Here is an 18,143-nt window from a genome sequence, read left to right as displayed (position 1 = left end):
TTTGGTGTTACCCATGACACATACACCGAAGGTACAAAACCAGTTGGCTGTTTCGCTTCGCTACACAATATTTAGTGCAGTTCACTAAGCAATAGAGGTGAGACGGGCCATATATTCAAAAGGTTGGTTTCGAAAAGTTAGATTTAAAATACGAGAAAGTGAAAAATTAAACTTCAAGTAAAACATGTAGTTATCACTGGTGCGACCGCTGGTATTGGGCAAGCTTCCGCCATATCGTTGGCAAAGTCAGGCGCGAGAATAACTATTGTGGCGCGTAACCAGCAAAAAATTGAAAACACCTTGGCAGCACTCAAGGCAGCCTCTGGTCGCGATGATCATAGATTTGTTTTAGCAGATTTTGCCTGTTTGGCGTCGGTTCGTCGTGCTGCTGAAGAGATTTTGAGTTGGGATGACAAAATTGACGTATTACAAAATAATGCCGGTTTAGCTAGCTCAGTTTACCGCGAAACAGCGGATGGTTATGAAGAATTATTTGCTGTTAACCATTTGACCGGCTTGCTGTTGCCGCTGCTGAACGAAGGGTCACGTATTATTAATGTTTCCGCTATGATTTATGCCAGTGTGAAAGGAATTAATTTTGATGACTTACCAGCCACTAAAAACTTCGATCCCCTAAAAGGATATGCGTACTCTAAACTAGCCAATATTCTTTTTACCAAAGAGCTTGCTGAGCGATTAAAGCCGCACGGTGTAACTTGCAACGTATTGCATCCAGGGGCAGTGAGCACGACATTGGGTGCAGAAGACAAAGGCTGGGTACTTACAATTGCGTCTTTTTTGATTAAACACTTCCCTATATTGTTCAAAACACCAGAGCAAGGCGCTGCAACGTCAAATTACCTTTCTGAAAGCAATGAAGTCGCAAACATTACTGGCAAATATTTTGTTGATTGCAAACAAGTACAACTCAAACCAGTAGGGGAGGATATGGAAGCAGCGAAGTGTTTATGGTTGTTAAGTGGGAAAATGGCAAGTTTTCATTACCCCAAGCTATGAATCGACCAAACTTTTATGAGTTAGTTATTCGAGCTTCAATCGAGTTGGAAGAGACGCCTTCTTCTAGCACGGAAACTTGTCCAGTCACCGATGTAAGCCTTGGGGTCAGAGTCAAAAAACTCTGACCCCTCCCCCGTTTTGGCGAGGTGTAGTGGATTATCAAATTTGGCCTCATAGCTAGAGGTTTTACGATAAGAAAAAGTAAGTCAGACCCCAAAGTGAATGCCTTGCAGAATAGTTATTCTAAAACGTAAAGGGGCATAACCGTGTCAGAGAATCGCCATCTTGCCGCTTTCCGTGAGCGTTTTATCGAGACTACACATTCGATTGGCGGTCATAGTGAAAGGCTTCAATGACTCTCTGGTTGAAGTCTTTTAACGATAGTTCCTCGTTGGTCGGAGTGCTGTTACTGTTGAATGGTGGGGTAGCGTTTGTATCGTCACTGAAATTTATTGATATTTGATTGCCAGTTTGAACGGCGACAGGTGACTCTGAACTGAGACCATTCAAATTTGTATGCGTGCCCAATGTTTCTGATTCCTCTTTAAGAAACAAGCAACTGTTAGGAATGTCGTGTTCAATTTCTTCGGCAAACTGAATCAGTTTTGGGGCGGCAAAGGTGTACAACCAGGCCTCTTGGTTCCTTGATGAAGTAGTGCGTAAAATACGGCCTAGTATCTGTCGGAAATAGAGTTCAGTTTTTATGTTGCTAAGATGACAGCATACCTGAAGCCTTGGAATATCGGTTCCTTCGCTTACCATCCCTACACTAATAATCCATTCGGTATTTCTCGATTTGAAGTGTTCAATACGAGCATGCGAACCATCCTCTTTGTACGTAACGGTCGTAGTTGTTTGGTTGAATGTGGTTTCAAGCAATGATGCAATTTTTTTCGCATGACTGATTGAAGACGCAACAATTAAACCTCCAGCAGAAGGAGATTCAGTACGGATTTGTTTTAGGCGAGATACTGCCGTTTCTAAAATGTGGATTAGCGCAGAGTCATTGTGCAGTATCGCTGAGTAATTGATATCACCATCAGTAACTAACTTATACAGTGAATTAAATGATTCAACATGATTGTTAGCTTTAATTGTTGAATGTTCGCAGTCCACAAGAGCAATGGTTGGCCTGCGGCACACACCATCTTTGACTGCTTGAGCTAATGAATATTGATAGTCACAAATAATCTCACCCTCTGGATCTGTATATGACGAGAGTGCGACAGGTGTTAAATTTGAGCGCCAGGGCGTCCCTGTAAGTGCGAGGGTGTAAGTTGATGCTTTCTGTACCTCACAAAGGATATGGCGCCCCCAGGAGTTGGTGTTAGTTTCATTATCTCCTGCACAGTGATGTATTTCATCGAAAATACAAAGTACACGGTATTTTGAAAGTGTTTCCCAAAAATGTTCCCCAAGGTACCTAAGTGACTGATAAGTAATGGAGCTACCTAATGTGCCGAGTTTCCCATCAAAAGGGCAATTTAGTTCGGCGGAAAAACACGCGGCAATACTTTTAGATATAGTTTTAGATGGCGAGAAACAGATGACAAAATCAATCATCTGATTATCGAACATTCTTTTGGCTAAGTTGGCTGCCATAAAGGTTTTTCCCGCGCCAGGTGTCGCTTGAGCGAGAAAGTGATGCTTCTGGTTAGTAAAACCATCGAATGCTGAATCGATACATTGCTGTTGCCACGCTCTTAGCATGCAGCTGACCTACTGTGTTTTATTAGCTCTATTGCATTAGACCATACGTTAAGTTTCGCCATTAACACTGCTGCTTTTTGAGTGGTGACAGAATAGGATGGCTTTAGTAACTTTTTTAATTCTCTCGACCGCATCATAAGTATTTTGTACTCATCAACCTCAGCCAATGTGATAGCGAGCTCGGCTTCAATGCCTGTTTTTTCATTCTCAAGATCAATTGAAATTGGCTTCTGTTGCTTATCCTTACTGCTGGGGGTTGTCTTAGTTCGCTTCTTTTTTTGAATGAGCTTAAAATTGGATAGAACGAACTTTTCTGTTTTCGAATAATGCTTTTTGTGACCAATGAGCTCTGATTTTATAAAGCCAGCGTTTTCTAGTACTTGAATTTGCCTAGCGACGAATAGTCTCGCCGTGTTTTTGTTACCGTACATGTCAGAGATTTCTAGAATCGAATTTCTTACTTCAACGACTGTAAATTGAGTTACGTCTGTTCGTGAAATTGATTGATAAATATCGCTATTTATTCGTTGCTGTCTGCGCATTATTTCTAGCCGTTTTTGAAATTTATGCGGATTATAGTCCGTGGTAATATTTGCATCAAGAGTAGATAGTCTTTCATTTTAAGAGTTAAATAAAATGAAAGACTTAGCAAAGATGTTTGGTGCTAATCTACGTGGTGTGCGTAGAGATAAATCTATTTCACAAGACAAGTTGGCTCTGTTAGCTGATATTGATCGAAGCTATGTTGGTAGAATCGAGAGAGGGGAAGTGAACATCACACTCGAAAAAGCCTATCAGCTAGCACAAGTGCTTGAGTGTGATGTGAGAGAGCTATTACCTTAAAATCAGCGTCGCCCTAAGATATCTACTTATTCAGCAGTATATTGATCTTGAACTCGAATAAATGTGGTTCGTTTATTATCAGCTACTGTTTCAGTAGTAATGAGGATTATAGTCCTCTTTTGTGGGTAATACAAACAGCCATTTGGCTGCTTGTGATTAAAACTACAGTGTTGATTCTTTGTTAGAAGGCTACCTATTCGGCAGTACACGTGACAACTCATCACTACTAATTCTGATACCACTTATCAGCTACCTATTCGGCAGTACACTGTAGCTAAATAAAGAATAGTACAGTTTTATCAGATAGTTAATTCATAAAAGGTATTTTGCCCCTATTTTTAGATGCTAGATAAAAATCAAGCTATTTCAATACGTTACGCCATTGCTGTAAAAAAAGGGTTAAATAATCGGTATGGGTTGAGATGTGTTTTCAGTATTCGCAAGACCATAACTGCTAAATAGTGCATCTCCGTCTAAGCTAGCTTCTTTGAATATTCTTATATTGAGTCGAAAACTACCGCCACGACTTTTACTATCTTCCTCAAGCGAGTGGTAATGATCGAGTGCAACAACTTCGTGTTGTTTGAACGAGGATAAGTCAAACTCTTTACCTCTTTCTTCCGCACGTTTTTTTAATCTTTTCGCTTTTCTAGCTTGTCCAGCAGGTGTTGCTTTGTCTATCGACTGGCAACGCTTAAATGAAACATACTCGCAGCCGTCAGGGACAACCTTTGTATTTGATATATCAAAATAGTGCAGAACTTTCATTTGGGTGAAGTAGTGCTGTTTGAGTAGCAAATCGAGTTCGATTTTATTTGTGCTCACAAAAGAAATTTTATTTCCGATGGTATCGTCACTCCAAAGAGGAAATGAAACCCCAATATTTCTTGTTTCATACTCATAGTTAAAGCCATGAAGAATCTGAAGGCACTTAGCGGCTAATGATTCATTGTTACAACGCGCTGGCAGAAAAGTGACAGTTTTGTAGTACCACTTCATACTTAATCCCCCTTATGTTGGAACATTCCACCCTTGATGATGTTTGCGACCAAAAAGTGCAGGTCGTTTATGGTCTCTTGATTTGGTTTATCTGAAGACGTGAGTGCTTCAATATAAGACTCTGTTTGCTGAAGTATAGAAAAGAAATCTTTTTGCGTAGAAGGGTGACGGTAGCAAGTGACATCTTCTTTATGAACCCCAAACCGACCGACGCGTAGTGCCTCAGTTGCATCGGGGTACCAGTCGTCTATGGTCGCAATGGCGGCACCAGTTTTATAAATACCCAATATTGGGCTCCGTTCACCGTCAACCGTTGTGCATTGAAAAATTCGTCCCTTGCTTTGTTTCTTAGATTTATTAGTGTTGTTACTTTCATTTTCGGTGAATGCTTGGCTCGGGAAAATCTCTCTATTAGTCGGTAACCGCAAGGTGGCTTTCACTTCAAATATGGCCAAACCATTAGAGTGAGAAAAAGCATTTTTGGTCATTTGAGCAATAGCTTCCCAATCTTTATGGTTCTCAAAGTCATTTCTTTCTTGGTAGTTAGCCCTTATGTCTTGAAATGTGACAGCAGCTCCCGCCCAGGGCCAAGGGGTTAACTCTACATCCCAGCAATAGGCTTTTTTAGTATTTTTCCACAGCCATGAACCATTGCATATTGACTAGATATCGAGAAACCAATTCATTCCAACCAATATTTTCTTCATACACTTTGATGAGCTGCATTAGTGTGCGTTTAACCGTAGACGAATTACACTTGTAAGGTTTGCGTAGCTCAGAAGAAAAAGAGACCGAAAAGTAGCATTCAATGTGGCTCGCACCGAAAGGAGCATGACAAAAATCGACTTGATGTGGGTTACCTTGAGCCAGTTTTTCAGCGGTTGCACTCTCTTTGGTCCGCCCCGACGGCTCATAAGCTAAGGCTGCGGTTTCCATTTGTCCTAGTACAGTACGAGAAGTGTAGGTTAAGGGGGTCTTTCGCCCATCTGGCCACACAACTAGAAAGCACACATCAGAAGGATCAATAGAACGTTCATAGGCTAGGTTAGTCGGTAGTTCCATGATAGGTACTCCTTGGCTGCACAGAAAGGTAGTTTTGATAGCACTTGTGATGCCACAAAATAGTATTTATGTCGGTGTTTTGATCAAAAGTGACTGGCTCAATCAGACCAATGATGCACTCAGAAAAAGCATGTTTATAACCTCGAAGAGAGTTAGGTTTGTCGGTCGGCTCTTCAAGAAAATGATACCCAACACAGCTTGGGGTTAATTTTCGGTTCTCTTTAACTTCCGATAAAATATCACTCATGTTTTTGATAGGTTCAGTATGCATCGATAGCCATTTGCCGGTTTTCTGAGGAAAGGATTGAATCGTCTTTTCTAACGTTGAAAATGACCGGATGTATTTGAAATCTGCAATGGCTATTTTAGCGGAACCTCTGGCAAACCGTTTCGGCAGAGCTCGAACAATAGTATTTTCATCAACGTTCAAGCTACGATCAAACTTAATCACCAAACTAAAGACCAAATCACACTGCCAGTCATCGTGTGTAGCGGGTGGCGATATGGTGTGGTTTGCCTTTTGTACATATTCTTTTGTTAAACCGCGTTTTTCAACGTGTAGTTGATGGACACAGATGGCATACGAATCAATTGCGAGCGTAGGAAAAGACTCATTTAAGTTACGTTCAAACGCGTGAGTAAACCCCAAGAAAGCAGTGAGTGATGGAAGACCGACCGTGATAGGTGAACTCAACGCGCTTGCTCCACAAACTCTTATATTTGGAATAGCGAAAAATGAATCCTTTTCTTCACTGCGGTAAATATTAGTTGAAACGGTTGTAGGTTCGGTTAGTTCACGCTTGATGAGCCCAAGCAGGAGTTTAGTAATGCTCGGCTCGTATGCGAAACACTTAGCTGATTTGAAGCGGGATAGATCATCGTTTAAATGTTGAACAAGAGTATTCACATCCATGGTGTTGTCTTGTGTTGCCAACCAAGCCTTAACCATCTCGTGTATCTCGTTTTCGACTGTTCTCCGGTAAGCGATTCGCTTGTTTTCTGGCATTAAATATCGAGTATGCGTTTGGTACTGTTTTAACGATTGAATATGACTTGAGGTTAACCAAGATTTTCCAATGTTTATCTGATAATGAGGTGCAAGGGAAAAGTTAGGGACAGCTTTCAACATCTTTAAAGCACCACCACATGTCATGGGTAAGACTCCCATGTTAGTACCCCGGCTGTAACGGGTTAACGCTGTATAGCGATACTCATTTTCTAGCGCTTGATAGCAGTGACTTTGCATCGATTGAGAAGCTACTGGCGAGAGTGAAATATAAGTGTTGTCGCTATCAGGCAAAGATAGTTGAGTTAAGTAATTTGGAGCGAGACTGACCTTAATCGTTTTTTGAGCAATCTGAACCAATTTTTTAGCGATAGCCTTACGTGTTTTTTAGTAGCAGCCAAGCTTATTGAGTTTTTGCCACAACGGGTGTTCTACATCTTTAAGCAAATCACCAAGGCATGAAACCACACCATTCCAACGAAATTCATTGGTTAATAAAGCGCTTTTGTTAACATAGCTGGAATCATGGCTGTACGCCCAGTTGTGTGATTCTAATTTGGAAGATGAGAGTAAAAATTCAGGTAGCAGCCCCAAAGGAGTCGCGCGAATAACACCTTCAGAGCGTATGTCTGGAAATTTTAGGTTGTGGCTTTGTCTATACTCAACCGTTTTTAGACAGCGAGCCCACCATTTTTCATCTCTAAGCTTTTGCTTGCATTTAACCCTATCAAGTAGGTCTTTTTGGTCGGCGGTTTTATCTGTTAAGTTAACCAAAATGGTGAGAGCGTCTAGCTCCTTTCCATCGATATTGATATGTGGAGTAAGAGGGCGGAATGCTCGCTTTAATTCTACGTTCAAATCATCGGGTCTGGATTGTAGTAACTCTTTCAGACTCTTCATTTACCACCTCGATACATAGAAAGAGCGGTTAAATTCATCAGTTTGAAATTCGGCTAACCAAAGGCAATAAATATCACCTAGATGAAACAGGTGTTCCGTGACTTCAATAGGTGTATTCGGTTTGATTCTACGGTTTGGCATCAAAATTCGTTGCCCAACCATAGAGGCAACTTCATCTACGGTACAATTCATAAATATTGCCGCCTCTAGCGCATTCATTCTAAGGTTTGCAAGTAACCCATCATTAAGCCATAGGTTTTGGTCAATGTAGCTTAGAAGCTCACTGAGGATGATATTGTAGCGAAGGTTACGCTCTGGAAGTCTGACGGAACTGAAGAATAACCGCCCAAGAAGATCTTTCAGCCTTAACTCATGTCGACTAACAACGGCGTGTTCGAGATTGAATTCGATCTCTTTCTCAATCATGGAGTGGAATGTGTGAGGCCAATTAGAGTAGAAGTCAAAAAATGAAGAAGGGCTGAACATGTCGTCGTTCGTTTTGTTCCACCAATGAATCAATCCCCACCGGTAACTTTTTGGTAAATCAGGAAGACCTTCACATTGGTTACCTGCAAGCCAGTTCGATACTCTTGAGGGAATCCCCTTATCTACTTCGTAAGCATTACCGCTTAGTGGAGCATCGCACTCTTTACATAATCCATTCAGTCCCGGTACACGATAGTCATAATCGGCACCGCAGTTGCAAGTTCTAGTGAGCGGTAGATGATGAATATGGCAGTAATCGTAGCCTTCAAAGTGCCACAAATACGACGCATAACCATGTTCAGTTAGGCACTGTGGACAACATGGTATTGACTCTTTGCGAAGTAAAGAACGCGGGATAACTTCTGAACCACGAATTAACGCACATGTGGCAGGGGAGTATTTTAAATGAGTTCGATTGATGGCCAAGCTTGTTAAGTCAGCAGGTTCATTATAGGTCATTTGAGAAAGCTTGTGCAAGGCCGCGGTTCGAGAGCCAGAGCTGTTTTTGGCTGACACAGGGTTCATCTTGCAGATGTTAGTAGGGAAGGTCTGGAACCCTGAGAAGTCGATATCTTGAAGGTAACGTTTCGTGGCCATAAGAAAACGGTTCACATCTTCATAGCCATTTTTATTAGCGACTCGAATGAAGAAGCTTTCTAGTGATTCATCTTTGTTTGGTGTTGGCCGCTGAAGAAACATAATTAAACTACAGGCTCCCAAAATACCCATAGTATTAATTTAGTCTACTGAACTATTAGAAAACGATTCTATTTCAAATATGTGGATAGCCTCTCACCACTAGCTAATAGAGATCGTAGTGTGATTATGTTGTGAGTTAGTTGCCGTGGCTAGCTCAGAAATGCCCCAAACTTTGCTAGAGGTGCAGCTCGTCAATATTCCCGTATTACATTTAGCATTGATAAAACTAATGATAAATCTCCCACTGAAAAATAACCATTTTCAGTGGTTTTAATTTGTTAAGATCGAATATAAAAAGATGCAGTACTTCTTTCATTCGGGCTTTGTGAAGTACTTGTTCAGGAGGGAAAAGGCTAACAGTTGCTAAGGCGACATTTAGTTTAAGATTTTATCAAGCATATAAAGAAGAAAACAACTAGTGAATGTAATTCACTTCAACCTGAAATCTAAGTAACTTTTTTCAATTAAATCAAAGAGCAATAATCGACTCATCAAGTTAAGTGTCAAACGAAGACGCTTGAATAAAAATCACAAATACTCTTGAGGTGTCATTATGAATCAATATAAAAAATCACTAACACTCTTAACCTGTGGAGTTCTTCTAGCGAGCACACCATTAACAGTAATGGCAGAAGAAGAGTTTCACGATGCTGATCCACGAAACACAAGTTGGCGAGGTGGTATAGGCGCTTCAGATGAAGGCGAGATAAAACTGGCTGTTGGTGGTGGCGGTTCAAACCTTTTTGATACTGATTATCAAACACAAACAAATATTTTGATTGAATACTACACGGATTCAGAAAATGCTCGACTTCGCTCAGCTCACTTTGATGAGCGATTTGGTGGCGTTTACATAGACTATAATCATATTAGTGATGCGATGGACTTCTATTCGGCTGGCTACATGCTTCCTTTGGATGCTGGAGACAATTTAATGCTCTTCCCATCAATCAATTATACTTACGTAGATTTCGATACCGATGGTTTAGCGAAAGTGGCTAATGAAGCATGTAATTTTGCAAATTCCTCTGTTGTGAATGCCTGTGGCACACTTGAAGGGCTTGGAGGAGCAAGTGCAGCGTTGATTGAGCAAGTGATCGGCAATGACGACTCTGCTCAAATGGGGTCTGTGAACCTCTATGCTTTAAAGCCATGGAACGCTAACCACTACACTGTAATCAACGCCAACCTTGGGTCTTCGTTTGATGGTGTTGAAATGAATGTTGCTAATTTGATGTGGCTGCAAGGTATAAAGACAAAACTGGGTGACAACATTCTAAACATCTACTTTGAAATCAAATACGATGTGATTGAAATTGAACCGACTGGCTATACTGCAATTAACAACTCAATATTCAAATCTGAAGAGACCACGGGAACCATAGGCTTTGATTTCCGTTTCTAATAACTGTGATAAGTTTCACTTACATGTCAATATCATGTAAGTGAAACCGCTTCATTGTTATTCGCTTTTTTACCGTGAACATTGAAAGCTCTACGCAAATGACTCTCTGATCACTCCCTTTAACCATTGGACCCCCATATCTCTTTGGGTTGCGTTGTGATTGATTAAATAGAGCGGGAGATCATCACAATTAAACGGCAAATTAAAACGTTGAACCAAATCTAGTTTTTTGGTTTTATCATACAAGTACTCAGGAATAACACTGAGCCAGTCACTTTCAGAAACCATAAAAATCAGATTCATTGCAGCTGTTGAACTGTATGTCACGTTCACATTAGGTACTTTATCCTGAATAAGCCCCTCAAATGTATTTCTATCAATATCTGGTCGACTCCAACCAACATGTTCTTCGTTGAGGAATGCTTCAAGCGTCAGCTGCCCATTGATTCTTGAATGGCTCTTGTTTGCGATTGCCACCATTTTATCTGCCGCGACTTGTTCAACAACAAAAGAGCGATTTTCAGGATTGACGAATGAAATAAGTACATCGGCCTTTCGCATACTTAATGCGTTGTTAAAATTTTCTTCGCGATTTTCACTTCTAAACTTGACGATATTCACATTAGGAGCAGCGAGCTTTGAGATTTTTAACAATTTTTGAAAATACCAGAGATCGAGATCAGAATCCCCTGCGATAAAAAAGGTTCTATCACTTGTCTCCGGGTGAAATGTTTCAAATATCTTTTTGGTGCCTTCAAGAGCTGTGAGGTGTGGTGATATTTCTTTGTAGAGTTCCACGGCGTATGTTGTTGGCTTTAACCCTCTTCCCTCTCTGACGAAAAGGGGATTGTTATACTCATTTCGTAATTTGCTGAGCGCATGACTTACCGCTGATGAAGTAATGTGCATTATTTCAGACGCACCTCGAACACTTCCCGTTTTATATATCGCAGAGAATGTTTTGAGTAAGTTTAAATCAATCATAGTGTGGTTCTACCGTTTCGAAACTCTACTTAATCGTGAATGAAGTTCATGTTATTTTTCCAGCGATCAGTTCTTCGACCATTTTTTTTAGCCAAACATGCAGGCTATGATTGCGGTTTTTTTGTAGTACAGAAATAGAAAAAGGGACTTCAATCGTTTTTGAAAAGTTCATGTCTATTCTTTGAAGCAAATCAGGATAGCGGGCAAGATACATTTTTGAACCGACTAATATCGTGTCTGAGGTTGATACGATATTCACCGCCGTTTGCAAATCGCCACATCGTAGATCGATAATATATTCTCTCTCCGTTATCATTTCAGCTTGCGATTTAATCTTCATCCCATTTTCAACTTCAGTCCCTATACAGACAGCAAGATCGAATTCATCGAGTTCTTGTGGCATGTGAACTCCGTTTGCTAATGGGTGCTCTTTTCGTCCATACACGCAAAGCTCGTCAACAAACAGTTGCTTGCTGTGTATCTCTTTGGGTTGATCGAGGATTTCATGATTCAATGACATGTGAATATTGCCATTAAGCAGGCCGTTCATCGTACCTGAATCGCAATTGTCGAGGCGGATTTTTACGTTAGGGGCTTCAGATTTGATTTCGGTATAGAGCTCGGTACCAATAAGTTCAAGCGCGGAAGGGTGAAGGGCAATACGTAACTCTTCAGTTAAATGACTAGGATTAAAGGATTCTTGAGGTTGGAACGTCAATAATAGAGACTCAAGTGCACTGGGCATTCGAGAGTAAAGGTGAGCAGCATACTCTGTTGGTGCTAATCCAGATTTTGTCTTAGTGAACAAAGGGTCGTCTAAGGTGTCCCTAAGCTTTTTCAATGTACGGCTAATGGCAGATTGACTCAGCCCTAAGCGTTCGGCGGTTTTACTGGTATTTCGTATTTGATACAACGAGATAAAAACTTTTAGATGATGTATTTCCAATTGCTCTAATCTATTTAGATTCATAAAGACCTACGAAAAATAATATGTTAGTGAGTATAATACCAATGTGGGTTAAGTTGGCCCACATTGGCATTCATTCGTTAACTTTTATCTGCGACTCTAACTAGGGGCTGTTGACTTAGAGTATGGTCAATTCCTTAGGTTAAGTTTTGTAATTAAACAGTACACCCAAGTAGTGAATAGCGGCATCGTATTCACCTTTTAATTGGCTATTTTCAGGTCCATCAAGTGAATAAATGATGTCTGAGTTACCGCCGTAATAGTACTCGTAGTATAACTGCATGCGTAAATTTGTGGTTATGTCTTTACTGGCTCCAACGCCAAGTTTCCAAACTTCGCCGGTCGGGACATCAGGTGCCTGTAGAGTTGGATCATCTTGTGGCGAGCTCTCATAGGTAACCCCCGTTTCTAAACGCCATTGAGACTCAAGGTTATAGTGCATACCAAGGCTCAAAGAGTAAGTGTCTTCCCACTGTCGATTAATCGCGGCACTGGTGTTAGGTAAAGTGATGGTTGTCTCTTTAATTTTGCTAAAATCGCTCCAACTTGCACTCCATAGGGCGGCGGTATTAGGAGACAGAGAGTGATAACCACTAATACTGATAATGTTAGGCATGACGATGTTAAAAGATGCCGGCTTAAGTAGGTTATCACCTTTGAAATCACCATCCATATCATGATTGATTTCAGAGCGATAAAAAGCACCAAATCGATGAGCTTTATTAACCTCATAAAAAGCACTCAAGGTATAACCAAATTCTACACTCTCTCCACTGCCTGTTAACTTACGCTCGTTGTTACGAGAGGTCATGTTCTGTTCGATTTTGCCAAACTCACTGATCAAGCCAACACCCACAGAGAGCTTTTCATCGATTTTGAAAGCAAGACTCGGGTTAATCTGTACGGTCATTAACGACGTGTCTGTGACGAGTTGGGCGCCCGAAAAGTTATTCCCGTAATCAAGCGCTGAACCACCAGCAGCGGCAATGGCTAGACCAAAATAAACCGCATCATTAGCTGGCGTTACCCAATAAAAAGAACCCGCAGGCATAGTCGTTCCGGCTTCGCTATAGTGTTCTCCACCAGAAAAAGCCCCCGTAGAGCCGGTATCGGTGTAGTTGATGTCTGAAATGACTCCTTCAAGGTTAAATGCAATCGTGCTTTGCTCAATTCTGGTCATGCTTGCTGGGTTAGCAAAAGCCGTTTCAGCACCTTCGGCGATAGCTTGTGCGCCTGCGCCTGCTGTACTGACACTCATCATGCCCAGTTCAGGAAATACATAGGCGGCAGAATGGGCATGCGTGGAAAGTAACGCCGAAATAAGCGCAGTTAAATATGTATATCTCATGGATTAATTTCTCAAAATTGGGGTGTGACTTAGCGCTGTATCGAAAGATATCAGCGCTTAAAATGGGGTTGATTACAGAGCGTTTAGATACGATTTATAGAAATGAAGACGAACTGTTGCTGCTCCAATAACGTCAATAAAGCCAAGTAAAGGGTGGGGTTTACTCGGCGCGATCCATGCTGAGCTCGTCGCTCCAATAGGGATGACTTTCCCTTCTGGTTCAAATATTTCGAGTACGATTGTTCGCCCATGGGTACTGGTATTAGAACCGACATGCTGCCTAACACTCTGGGGCCTTGAATCGGTGAAACAGAGGCTTCATCAGTGCCTGCTTTGAAACAGTGACTTCAAAACCGCTAAATGCAGTTTGCCAAGCAACCTGCGAGCCAAGAAGCCCAGCTCCGGCAATCGTTACATTTTTAATATTCAAAATGTCACCATTATTTTAAATGCAATGAGTCGACAAAAATATGCCGACTCATCAATTTTGACGTTAACTATTTGTTTTCTTTACGAATTGCAGGTGGAACCCATTCACTTAGAAGCGCCGGTTGCTTTGGTTCATAAAGACGCATCGTTACACCAATAACACCATCTTTAGGAGCGGGTAGCCAGTTAGAAATTTCACTGTCAGCAGGGCGGCTGTGTTGTAGGTACAGCGTTAGTGAACCATCTTCGTTGAAGTCTAGTTCGTTACGGTCACCGATAGCGAATCGATTAAGTTCGTTCTGTACAGCAAAACCAGCTTCGTCGTACATTGTTACCGACCAGAACGCGCCTACTGGTGGGATTTCATCCGCTGCAAAGTGCAATTCGTAATTTTGCTTAGCATTCAATGCATCGCCATCTGCATCAGCAAGCGCTAGTGGGTAAATAGCATCTTCAGCATGGTTAGCACCAAGACCAATCAGTGCAATTGCCGCACGTTTGATGTAATGGTTACCATAAACACCCATAGTGTCAGTTGGGATGATCCAACCATTTTTTGGCGTTTCGATTTTCGGAATATAAGACTTGATATCTTTTTTCCCTTGTAAGGCACCTTGCTCAAGAACTGTTAACTCAGCTTCTGATAGTTTTTCAAGATCCCAACCAGTGTCAGCAGAGAAACCAATTCGTTCCATACGCATTAATTGAGACATATCTGTTTTGTGCGCGCCATACTTAGTGATAAGTTTGCTCGCACGCTCGAAGAATGTTTTCGCATCCATATTTGCCACTTGTTGAAGTGGTGAAGTCACCATATCGATAGCAGGATTAATTGGTGATTTAGCCGCTACGTAATCGGTACCCCATTTAGACAATGGTGTGATCTTAAAACCATCTTGAATCTTGTTTACTTGTTCATAGTCTCGACCGTCACTTTCAGTACGAGCAATCATCCAGTTCATTGTTGTTGGTGAAACAATGCGTGTTATACCCTCTGGTAATTCACCTTTCCAATCTTCAGAAACGACTGCAAACGCTACAGCATCAGAACCTGATGTACGTGATCCAGGTGCTGCATAGATGTCTGTCCACATGTCGTACATTGGCATAAGGTGGTAATGGCCATCAGTCTTTTCAGATGTGATAATTACCGGTTCTTCAGAAACATCGTACCAAGCGATCGAGTAAAGAGTATCAAAGTTTGGACGAACAACCTCTGTAAATGAAGCGTCTGGATAAGCACGGAAGTGCTGAATACCACCATTTACCGGAATGCCTCGATTACCTTGTTGTTCGCGAGTCACATCCATAAGAACGATTGGGTAGGCATACACATAAGCTTCTGAAATGATTTGCTGTGCCTGAACTTGAGTCAGTTCAGTTGAAAATACTTGTGCATTTGTGCCAGCGATTGCAGGAGAAGCGGCTAATGAAGCAGTACCTAACGAAAGAGTCAACGTTAAGGCCAGAGCCAATTTATTCTTCTTTAACATAGTTCATCTCCGAGGAATCGTTTATGGTTAATAATTGGGACGGGATTAGTTTAGTTCTTTGGCTGAACATTAATAGAATAAGAATCGACTTTGAGTTAGTCGAAAATCGAATAACAAGAGCCTGTAATTTGAATTGTGTATCTGCTTATAATTAAGCTAGGCTAAATTTAGGGGTATACGTCAGTTCTGACGTATACCCCTAATGTTTATCGAATAAAATTCGCGTCTCTATAAGCAGGATTAGGGTATGAATAAAAACCCTCTTGGCCTTTTTCCCCTAACTTATTTTGGCTGACGTAGTGTTTATCTAGGAAGTTAGCACGAGCTAATGCGGCAGCATCATCAAGTTCTTCACCCCATAATTTGTTTATGTCAGCAACAAGGGAGATACCCACAATATCCATCACCGCGAACGGGCCTCTTTCAACGTTGTGAGCCAGCATCCAGGTTTTATCAACGCTCTCAAAGTCCGCTACTCCGTTCACGACTAAGTCAAGTGAAGCATTGAGCCACGGAATCATGATGGCATTGATGATGTAGCCGCTCTGCTCTTTATGCAGAGGGATCGTCACCATGCCCATTGCTTTGCTGAATTGACAGATAACTTTGTATACCTCAGGGCATGTTGTTGGGTGCCCCATCACTTCACCGATACGGCTGTCCCAAACCGTATTACCGAAGTGTAATGCGAGGAATTTTTCTGGACGGTCAGTGCTATCGACAATCTGGCTTGGAACCAAGGTTGAGGAGTTCGAAGTGAAAATGGTTTTCTGAGGAGCAAGTTTAGACAGCTCTTTATAAAATGACTGCTTAATCTCAACAGACTCTGGAATGGATTCGTTAATTAAATCTGCATCTTTTACCGCCTCTGATAGATCAGACGTATATTTTAGTCGAGCAAGTGCTTCATCAACTTGTTCTTGAGAAGCGCCGCGCGTTGAAACAAATAATTCGGCGTACTCTTTGTGAAGTGCTTTACTCGAAGTAAGCCCTTTTTCAAAGTAGTCATATACAGTGACTTCAAAGCCGCTAAATGCGACTTGCCAAGCAACCTGAGAACCAAGAAGTCCAGCTCCCGCAATCGTTACATTGTTAATGTTCATAATATTATCTCCAGTGACTCACCCATATACTTTGAATATGATGAGTTAACTCATATATAAAAAACAAAATAAGCCGATGAATATTTATCGGCTTATAAACTAAAAATCGAATCGCTTATTGCTAGCGTTTACTTAGCTTTTTCAATTGCAGGTGGAATCCACTCGCTGACTAGGATTGATTGCTCTGGCTCATATAGACGCATTGTTACGCCAATTGCACCTTTCTCTGGTGAAGGAAGCCAATTAGATACTTTGTCTTCAGATGGACGGTTATACTGCATGTACAGTGTTAGAGAACCATCGTCATTGTAAGTAAGCTCATTTCGGTCGCCGATTGCATAACGATCAATCTCGTTCTCTACTGCAAAACCAAGTTCGTCGTACATGGTCACCGACCAGAAAGCACCAACAGGGGGCATTTCATTTGCTTCAAAGTGAAGCTCGTAATCTTGCTCACCGACCATCACATCGCCATCAACATCAGAAATTGCAATCGGATAGACCGCATCTTCAGGGTGGTTTGCACCAAGACCGATTAGTGCAATTGAGGCACGTTGAATGTAGTGGTTTCCGTAAACTCCCATGTTATCTGTTGGGATGAGCCAGCCATTTTTGCTCGTTGCAATTTTGGGGATAAATGACTTAATATTTTGCATACCTTGTGCTGCGCCCTGCTCAAGTACTTTAAGCTCAGCTTTTGAAAGGTTACTTAAGTCCCAGCCCGTGTCAGCAGAAAAGCCAATTCGCTCCATGCGCATCAATTGAGACATATCAGTAGCGTGAGAACCATACTTAGTGATCAGCATGCTTGCACGCTCGAAGAATGTTTTAGCATCCATATCAGCAACTTGCTGTAATGGCGGCGTCTTCATGTCAATGCTAGGGTCGATTGGTGATTTTTGTGCAACGTAATCTGTGCCCCACTTCGAAAGCGGTGTCATCTTGAAGCCATCTTGAATTTCGCCAACTTTATCGTAGTCGCGACCACTACTTTCTGTACGTGCGATCATCCAGTTCATTGTGGTGGGAGAAACGATACGTTTTACGCCTTCTGGAAGTTCACCTTCCCAATCTTCAGAAACGATTGCAAATGCGCCAGCGCCAGTTCCTGATGTGCGAGAGCCTGGTGATGCGTAGATATCAGTCCACATGTCGTACATTGGAAGAAGGTAGTAATGACCATTGGTATCTTCTGAAGAGATAATGACCGGTTCTTCAGATACGTCATACCAACCTGATGAATAAAGCGTGTCAAAGTTTGGACGAACCACTTCTTTGAATGAAGCATCAGGGAAAGCGCGGAAATGTTTGAAGCCACCGTTCACAGCAATACCCTTGTTAGTTTGTTGCTCGCGGGTCACATCCATAAGGACGATAGGGTATGCATACACATAAGCTTCTGAAATGATCTGCTGTGCTTGGTCTTGGGTGACTTCACTTGAGAAAACTGGCGCATTTGTGCCGGCGACTGCAGGGGTAGAGGCTAATGAAGCAGCACCTAACGAAAGGGTCAATGTTAAGGCCAGAGCCAATTTATTCTTCTTTAACATAGTTCATCTCCGAGGAATTATTTATGATTAATAATTGGTACGGGATCAATTTATGTATTTTGGCTGAACATTAATAGAATAAGAATCGACTTTGAGTTAGTCGAAAATCAAATAACACCCGCCTAGGCTGTAGTATTTAGAA

The 18,143-nt window shown here is 41.6% G+C and carries 15 protein-coding genes and 2 pseudogenes; 3 read left to right on the top strand and 14 right to left on the bottom strand.

Going from position 1 to position 18,143, the window contains the following annotated elements; translation table 11 throughout:
- Positions 1–165 precede the first annotated feature (165 nt).
- The gene (locus F0226_RS02235; protein ID WP_171734302.1) at positions 166–1,017 is read left to right on the top strand and encodes an SDR family NAD(P)-dependent oxidoreductase; all 852 of its coding nucleotides are present in this window, start codon (positions 166–168) and stop codon (positions 1,015–1,017) included.
- A 315-nt stretch (positions 1,018–1,332) separates the two neighbouring features.
- Here the strand turns inward: F0226_RS02235 and F0226_RS02230 are convergent, their stop codons facing one another.
- Both F0226_RS02230 and F0226_RS02225 read right to left on the bottom strand, forming a co-directional pair.
- Positions 1,333–2,727 (bottom strand): DEAD/DEAH box helicase family protein, encoded by a 1,395-nt coding sequence (locus tag F0226_RS02230; protein ID WP_171734095.1) that lies wholly within the window; start codon positions 2,725–2,727, stop codon positions 1,333–1,335.
- Complete coding sequence (locus tag F0226_RS02225; protein WP_171734094.1) at positions 2,721–3,269, bottom strand: hypothetical protein; 549 nt, start codon at positions 3,267–3,269, stop codon at positions 2,721–2,723. Before F0226_RS02225 ends, F0226_RS02230 begins: the two co-directional genes overlap by 7 nt.
- Before the next feature lie 94 nt (positions 3,270–3,363).
- On the opposite strand from F0226_RS02225, the gene F0226_RS02220 reads away from it, so the two are divergent.
- Positions 3,364–3,570 (top strand): helix-turn-helix transcriptional regulator, encoded by a 207-nt coding sequence (locus tag F0226_RS02220; RefSeq protein WP_171734093.1) that lies wholly within the window; start codon positions 3,364–3,366, stop codon positions 3,568–3,570.
- Between the two features lie 399 nt (positions 3,571–3,969).
- On the opposite strand, the gene cas6f is transcribed toward F0226_RS02220, so the two are convergent.
- The 5 genes and pseudogenes from cas6f to F0226_RS02200 form a co-directional block, all read right to left on the bottom strand.
- On the bottom strand, positions 3,970–4,569 hold the full coding sequence (gene cas6f / locus F0226_RS02215; protein WP_171734092.1) for a type I-F CRISPR-associated endoribonuclease Cas6/Csy4: 600 nt from the start codon (positions 4,567–4,569) through the stop codon (positions 3,970–3,972).
- Between the two features lie 2 nt (positions 4,570–4,571).
- A pseudogene (gene csy3 / locus F0226_RS02210) lies at positions 4,572–5,631 on the bottom strand (type I-F CRISPR-associated protein Csy3).
- Positions 5,615–6,997, bottom strand: a complete 1,383-nt coding sequence (locus F0226_RS02205) for a type I-F CRISPR-associated protein Csy2 (RefSeq protein ID WP_253820729.1) — start codon at positions 6,995–6,997, stop codon at positions 5,615–5,617. The pseudogene csy3 and the gene F0226_RS02205 overlap by 17 nt, the downstream one beginning before the upstream one ends.
- Positions 6,998–7,024: 27 nt before the next feature.
- Positions 7,025–7,537 (bottom strand): hypothetical protein, encoded by a 513-nt coding sequence (locus F0226_RS22485; protein WP_253820728.1) that lies wholly within the window; start codon positions 7,535–7,537, stop codon positions 7,025–7,027.
- Entirely contained in the window at positions 7,538–8,722 is a 1,185-nt protein-coding gene (locus F0226_RS02200; RefSeq protein WP_171734091.1) for a TniQ family protein, read from the bottom strand. It lies immediately after the preceding gene.
- A gap of 553 nt (positions 8,723–9,275) precedes the next feature.
- On the opposite strand from F0226_RS02200, the gene F0226_RS02195 reads away from it, so the two are divergent.
- Complete coding sequence (locus F0226_RS02195) at positions 9,276–10,127, top strand: hypothetical protein (RefSeq protein ID WP_171734090.1); 852 nt, start codon at positions 9,276–9,278, stop codon at positions 10,125–10,127.
- Positions 10,128–10,217: 90 nt separating this feature from the next.
- Here F0226_RS02195 and F0226_RS02190 read toward each other — a convergent pair whose 3' ends face one another.
- The 7 genes and pseudogenes from F0226_RS02190 to F0226_RS02165 all read right to left on the bottom strand — a co-directional run bounded on the left by F0226_RS02190 (position 10,218) and on the right by F0226_RS02165 (position 18,001).
- Positions 10,218–11,111 (bottom strand): LysR family transcriptional regulator, encoded by an 894-nt coding sequence (locus F0226_RS02190; RefSeq protein WP_171734089.1) that lies wholly within the window; start codon positions 11,109–11,111, stop codon positions 10,218–10,220.
- A 46-nt stretch (positions 11,112–11,157) separates the two neighbouring features.
- Complete coding sequence (locus F0226_RS02185) at positions 11,158–12,081, bottom strand: LysR family transcriptional regulator (RefSeq protein WP_171734088.1); 924 nt, start codon at positions 12,079–12,081, stop codon at positions 11,158–11,160.
- A gap of 139 nt (positions 12,082–12,220) precedes the next feature.
- The gene (locus tag F0226_RS02180) at positions 12,221–13,426 is read right to left on the bottom strand and encodes an outer membrane protein transport protein (protein ID WP_171734087.1); all 1,206 of its coding nucleotides are present in this window, start codon (positions 13,424–13,426) and stop codon (positions 12,221–12,223) included.
- Positions 13,427–13,498: 72 nt separating this feature from the next.
- Positions 13,499–13,755: pseudogene (locus tag F0226_RS22480) on the bottom strand (hemolysin D); the annotation flags it as partial.
- A gap of 168 nt (positions 13,756–13,923) precedes the next feature.
- Complete coding sequence (locus tag F0226_RS02175) at positions 13,924–15,348, bottom strand: DUF1254 domain-containing protein (protein WP_171734086.1); 1,425 nt, start codon at positions 15,346–15,348, stop codon at positions 13,924–13,926.
- Between the two features lie 206 nt (positions 15,349–15,554).
- The gene (locus F0226_RS02170; RefSeq protein ID WP_171734085.1) at positions 15,555–16,451 is read right to left on the bottom strand and encodes a 3-hydroxyacyl-CoA dehydrogenase; all 897 of its coding nucleotides are present in this window, start codon (positions 16,449–16,451) and stop codon (positions 15,555–15,557) included.
- 128 nt (positions 16,452–16,579) lie between these two features.
- The gene (locus F0226_RS02165; protein ID WP_171734084.1) at positions 16,580–18,001 is read right to left on the bottom strand and encodes a DUF1254 domain-containing protein; all 1,422 of its coding nucleotides are present in this window, start codon (positions 17,999–18,001) and stop codon (positions 16,580–16,582) included.
- Positions 18,002–18,143 lie beyond the last annotated feature (142 nt).

The organism is Vibrio sp. 99-70-13A1 (genome assembly GCF_013114625.1).
Classification (GTDB): Bacteria; Pseudomonadota; Gammaproteobacteria; order Enterobacterales; family Vibrionaceae; genus Vibrio.
Note: the sequence above shows the minus strand (reverse complement) of the source record. Positions and strands in the feature narration are given on the sequence as shown.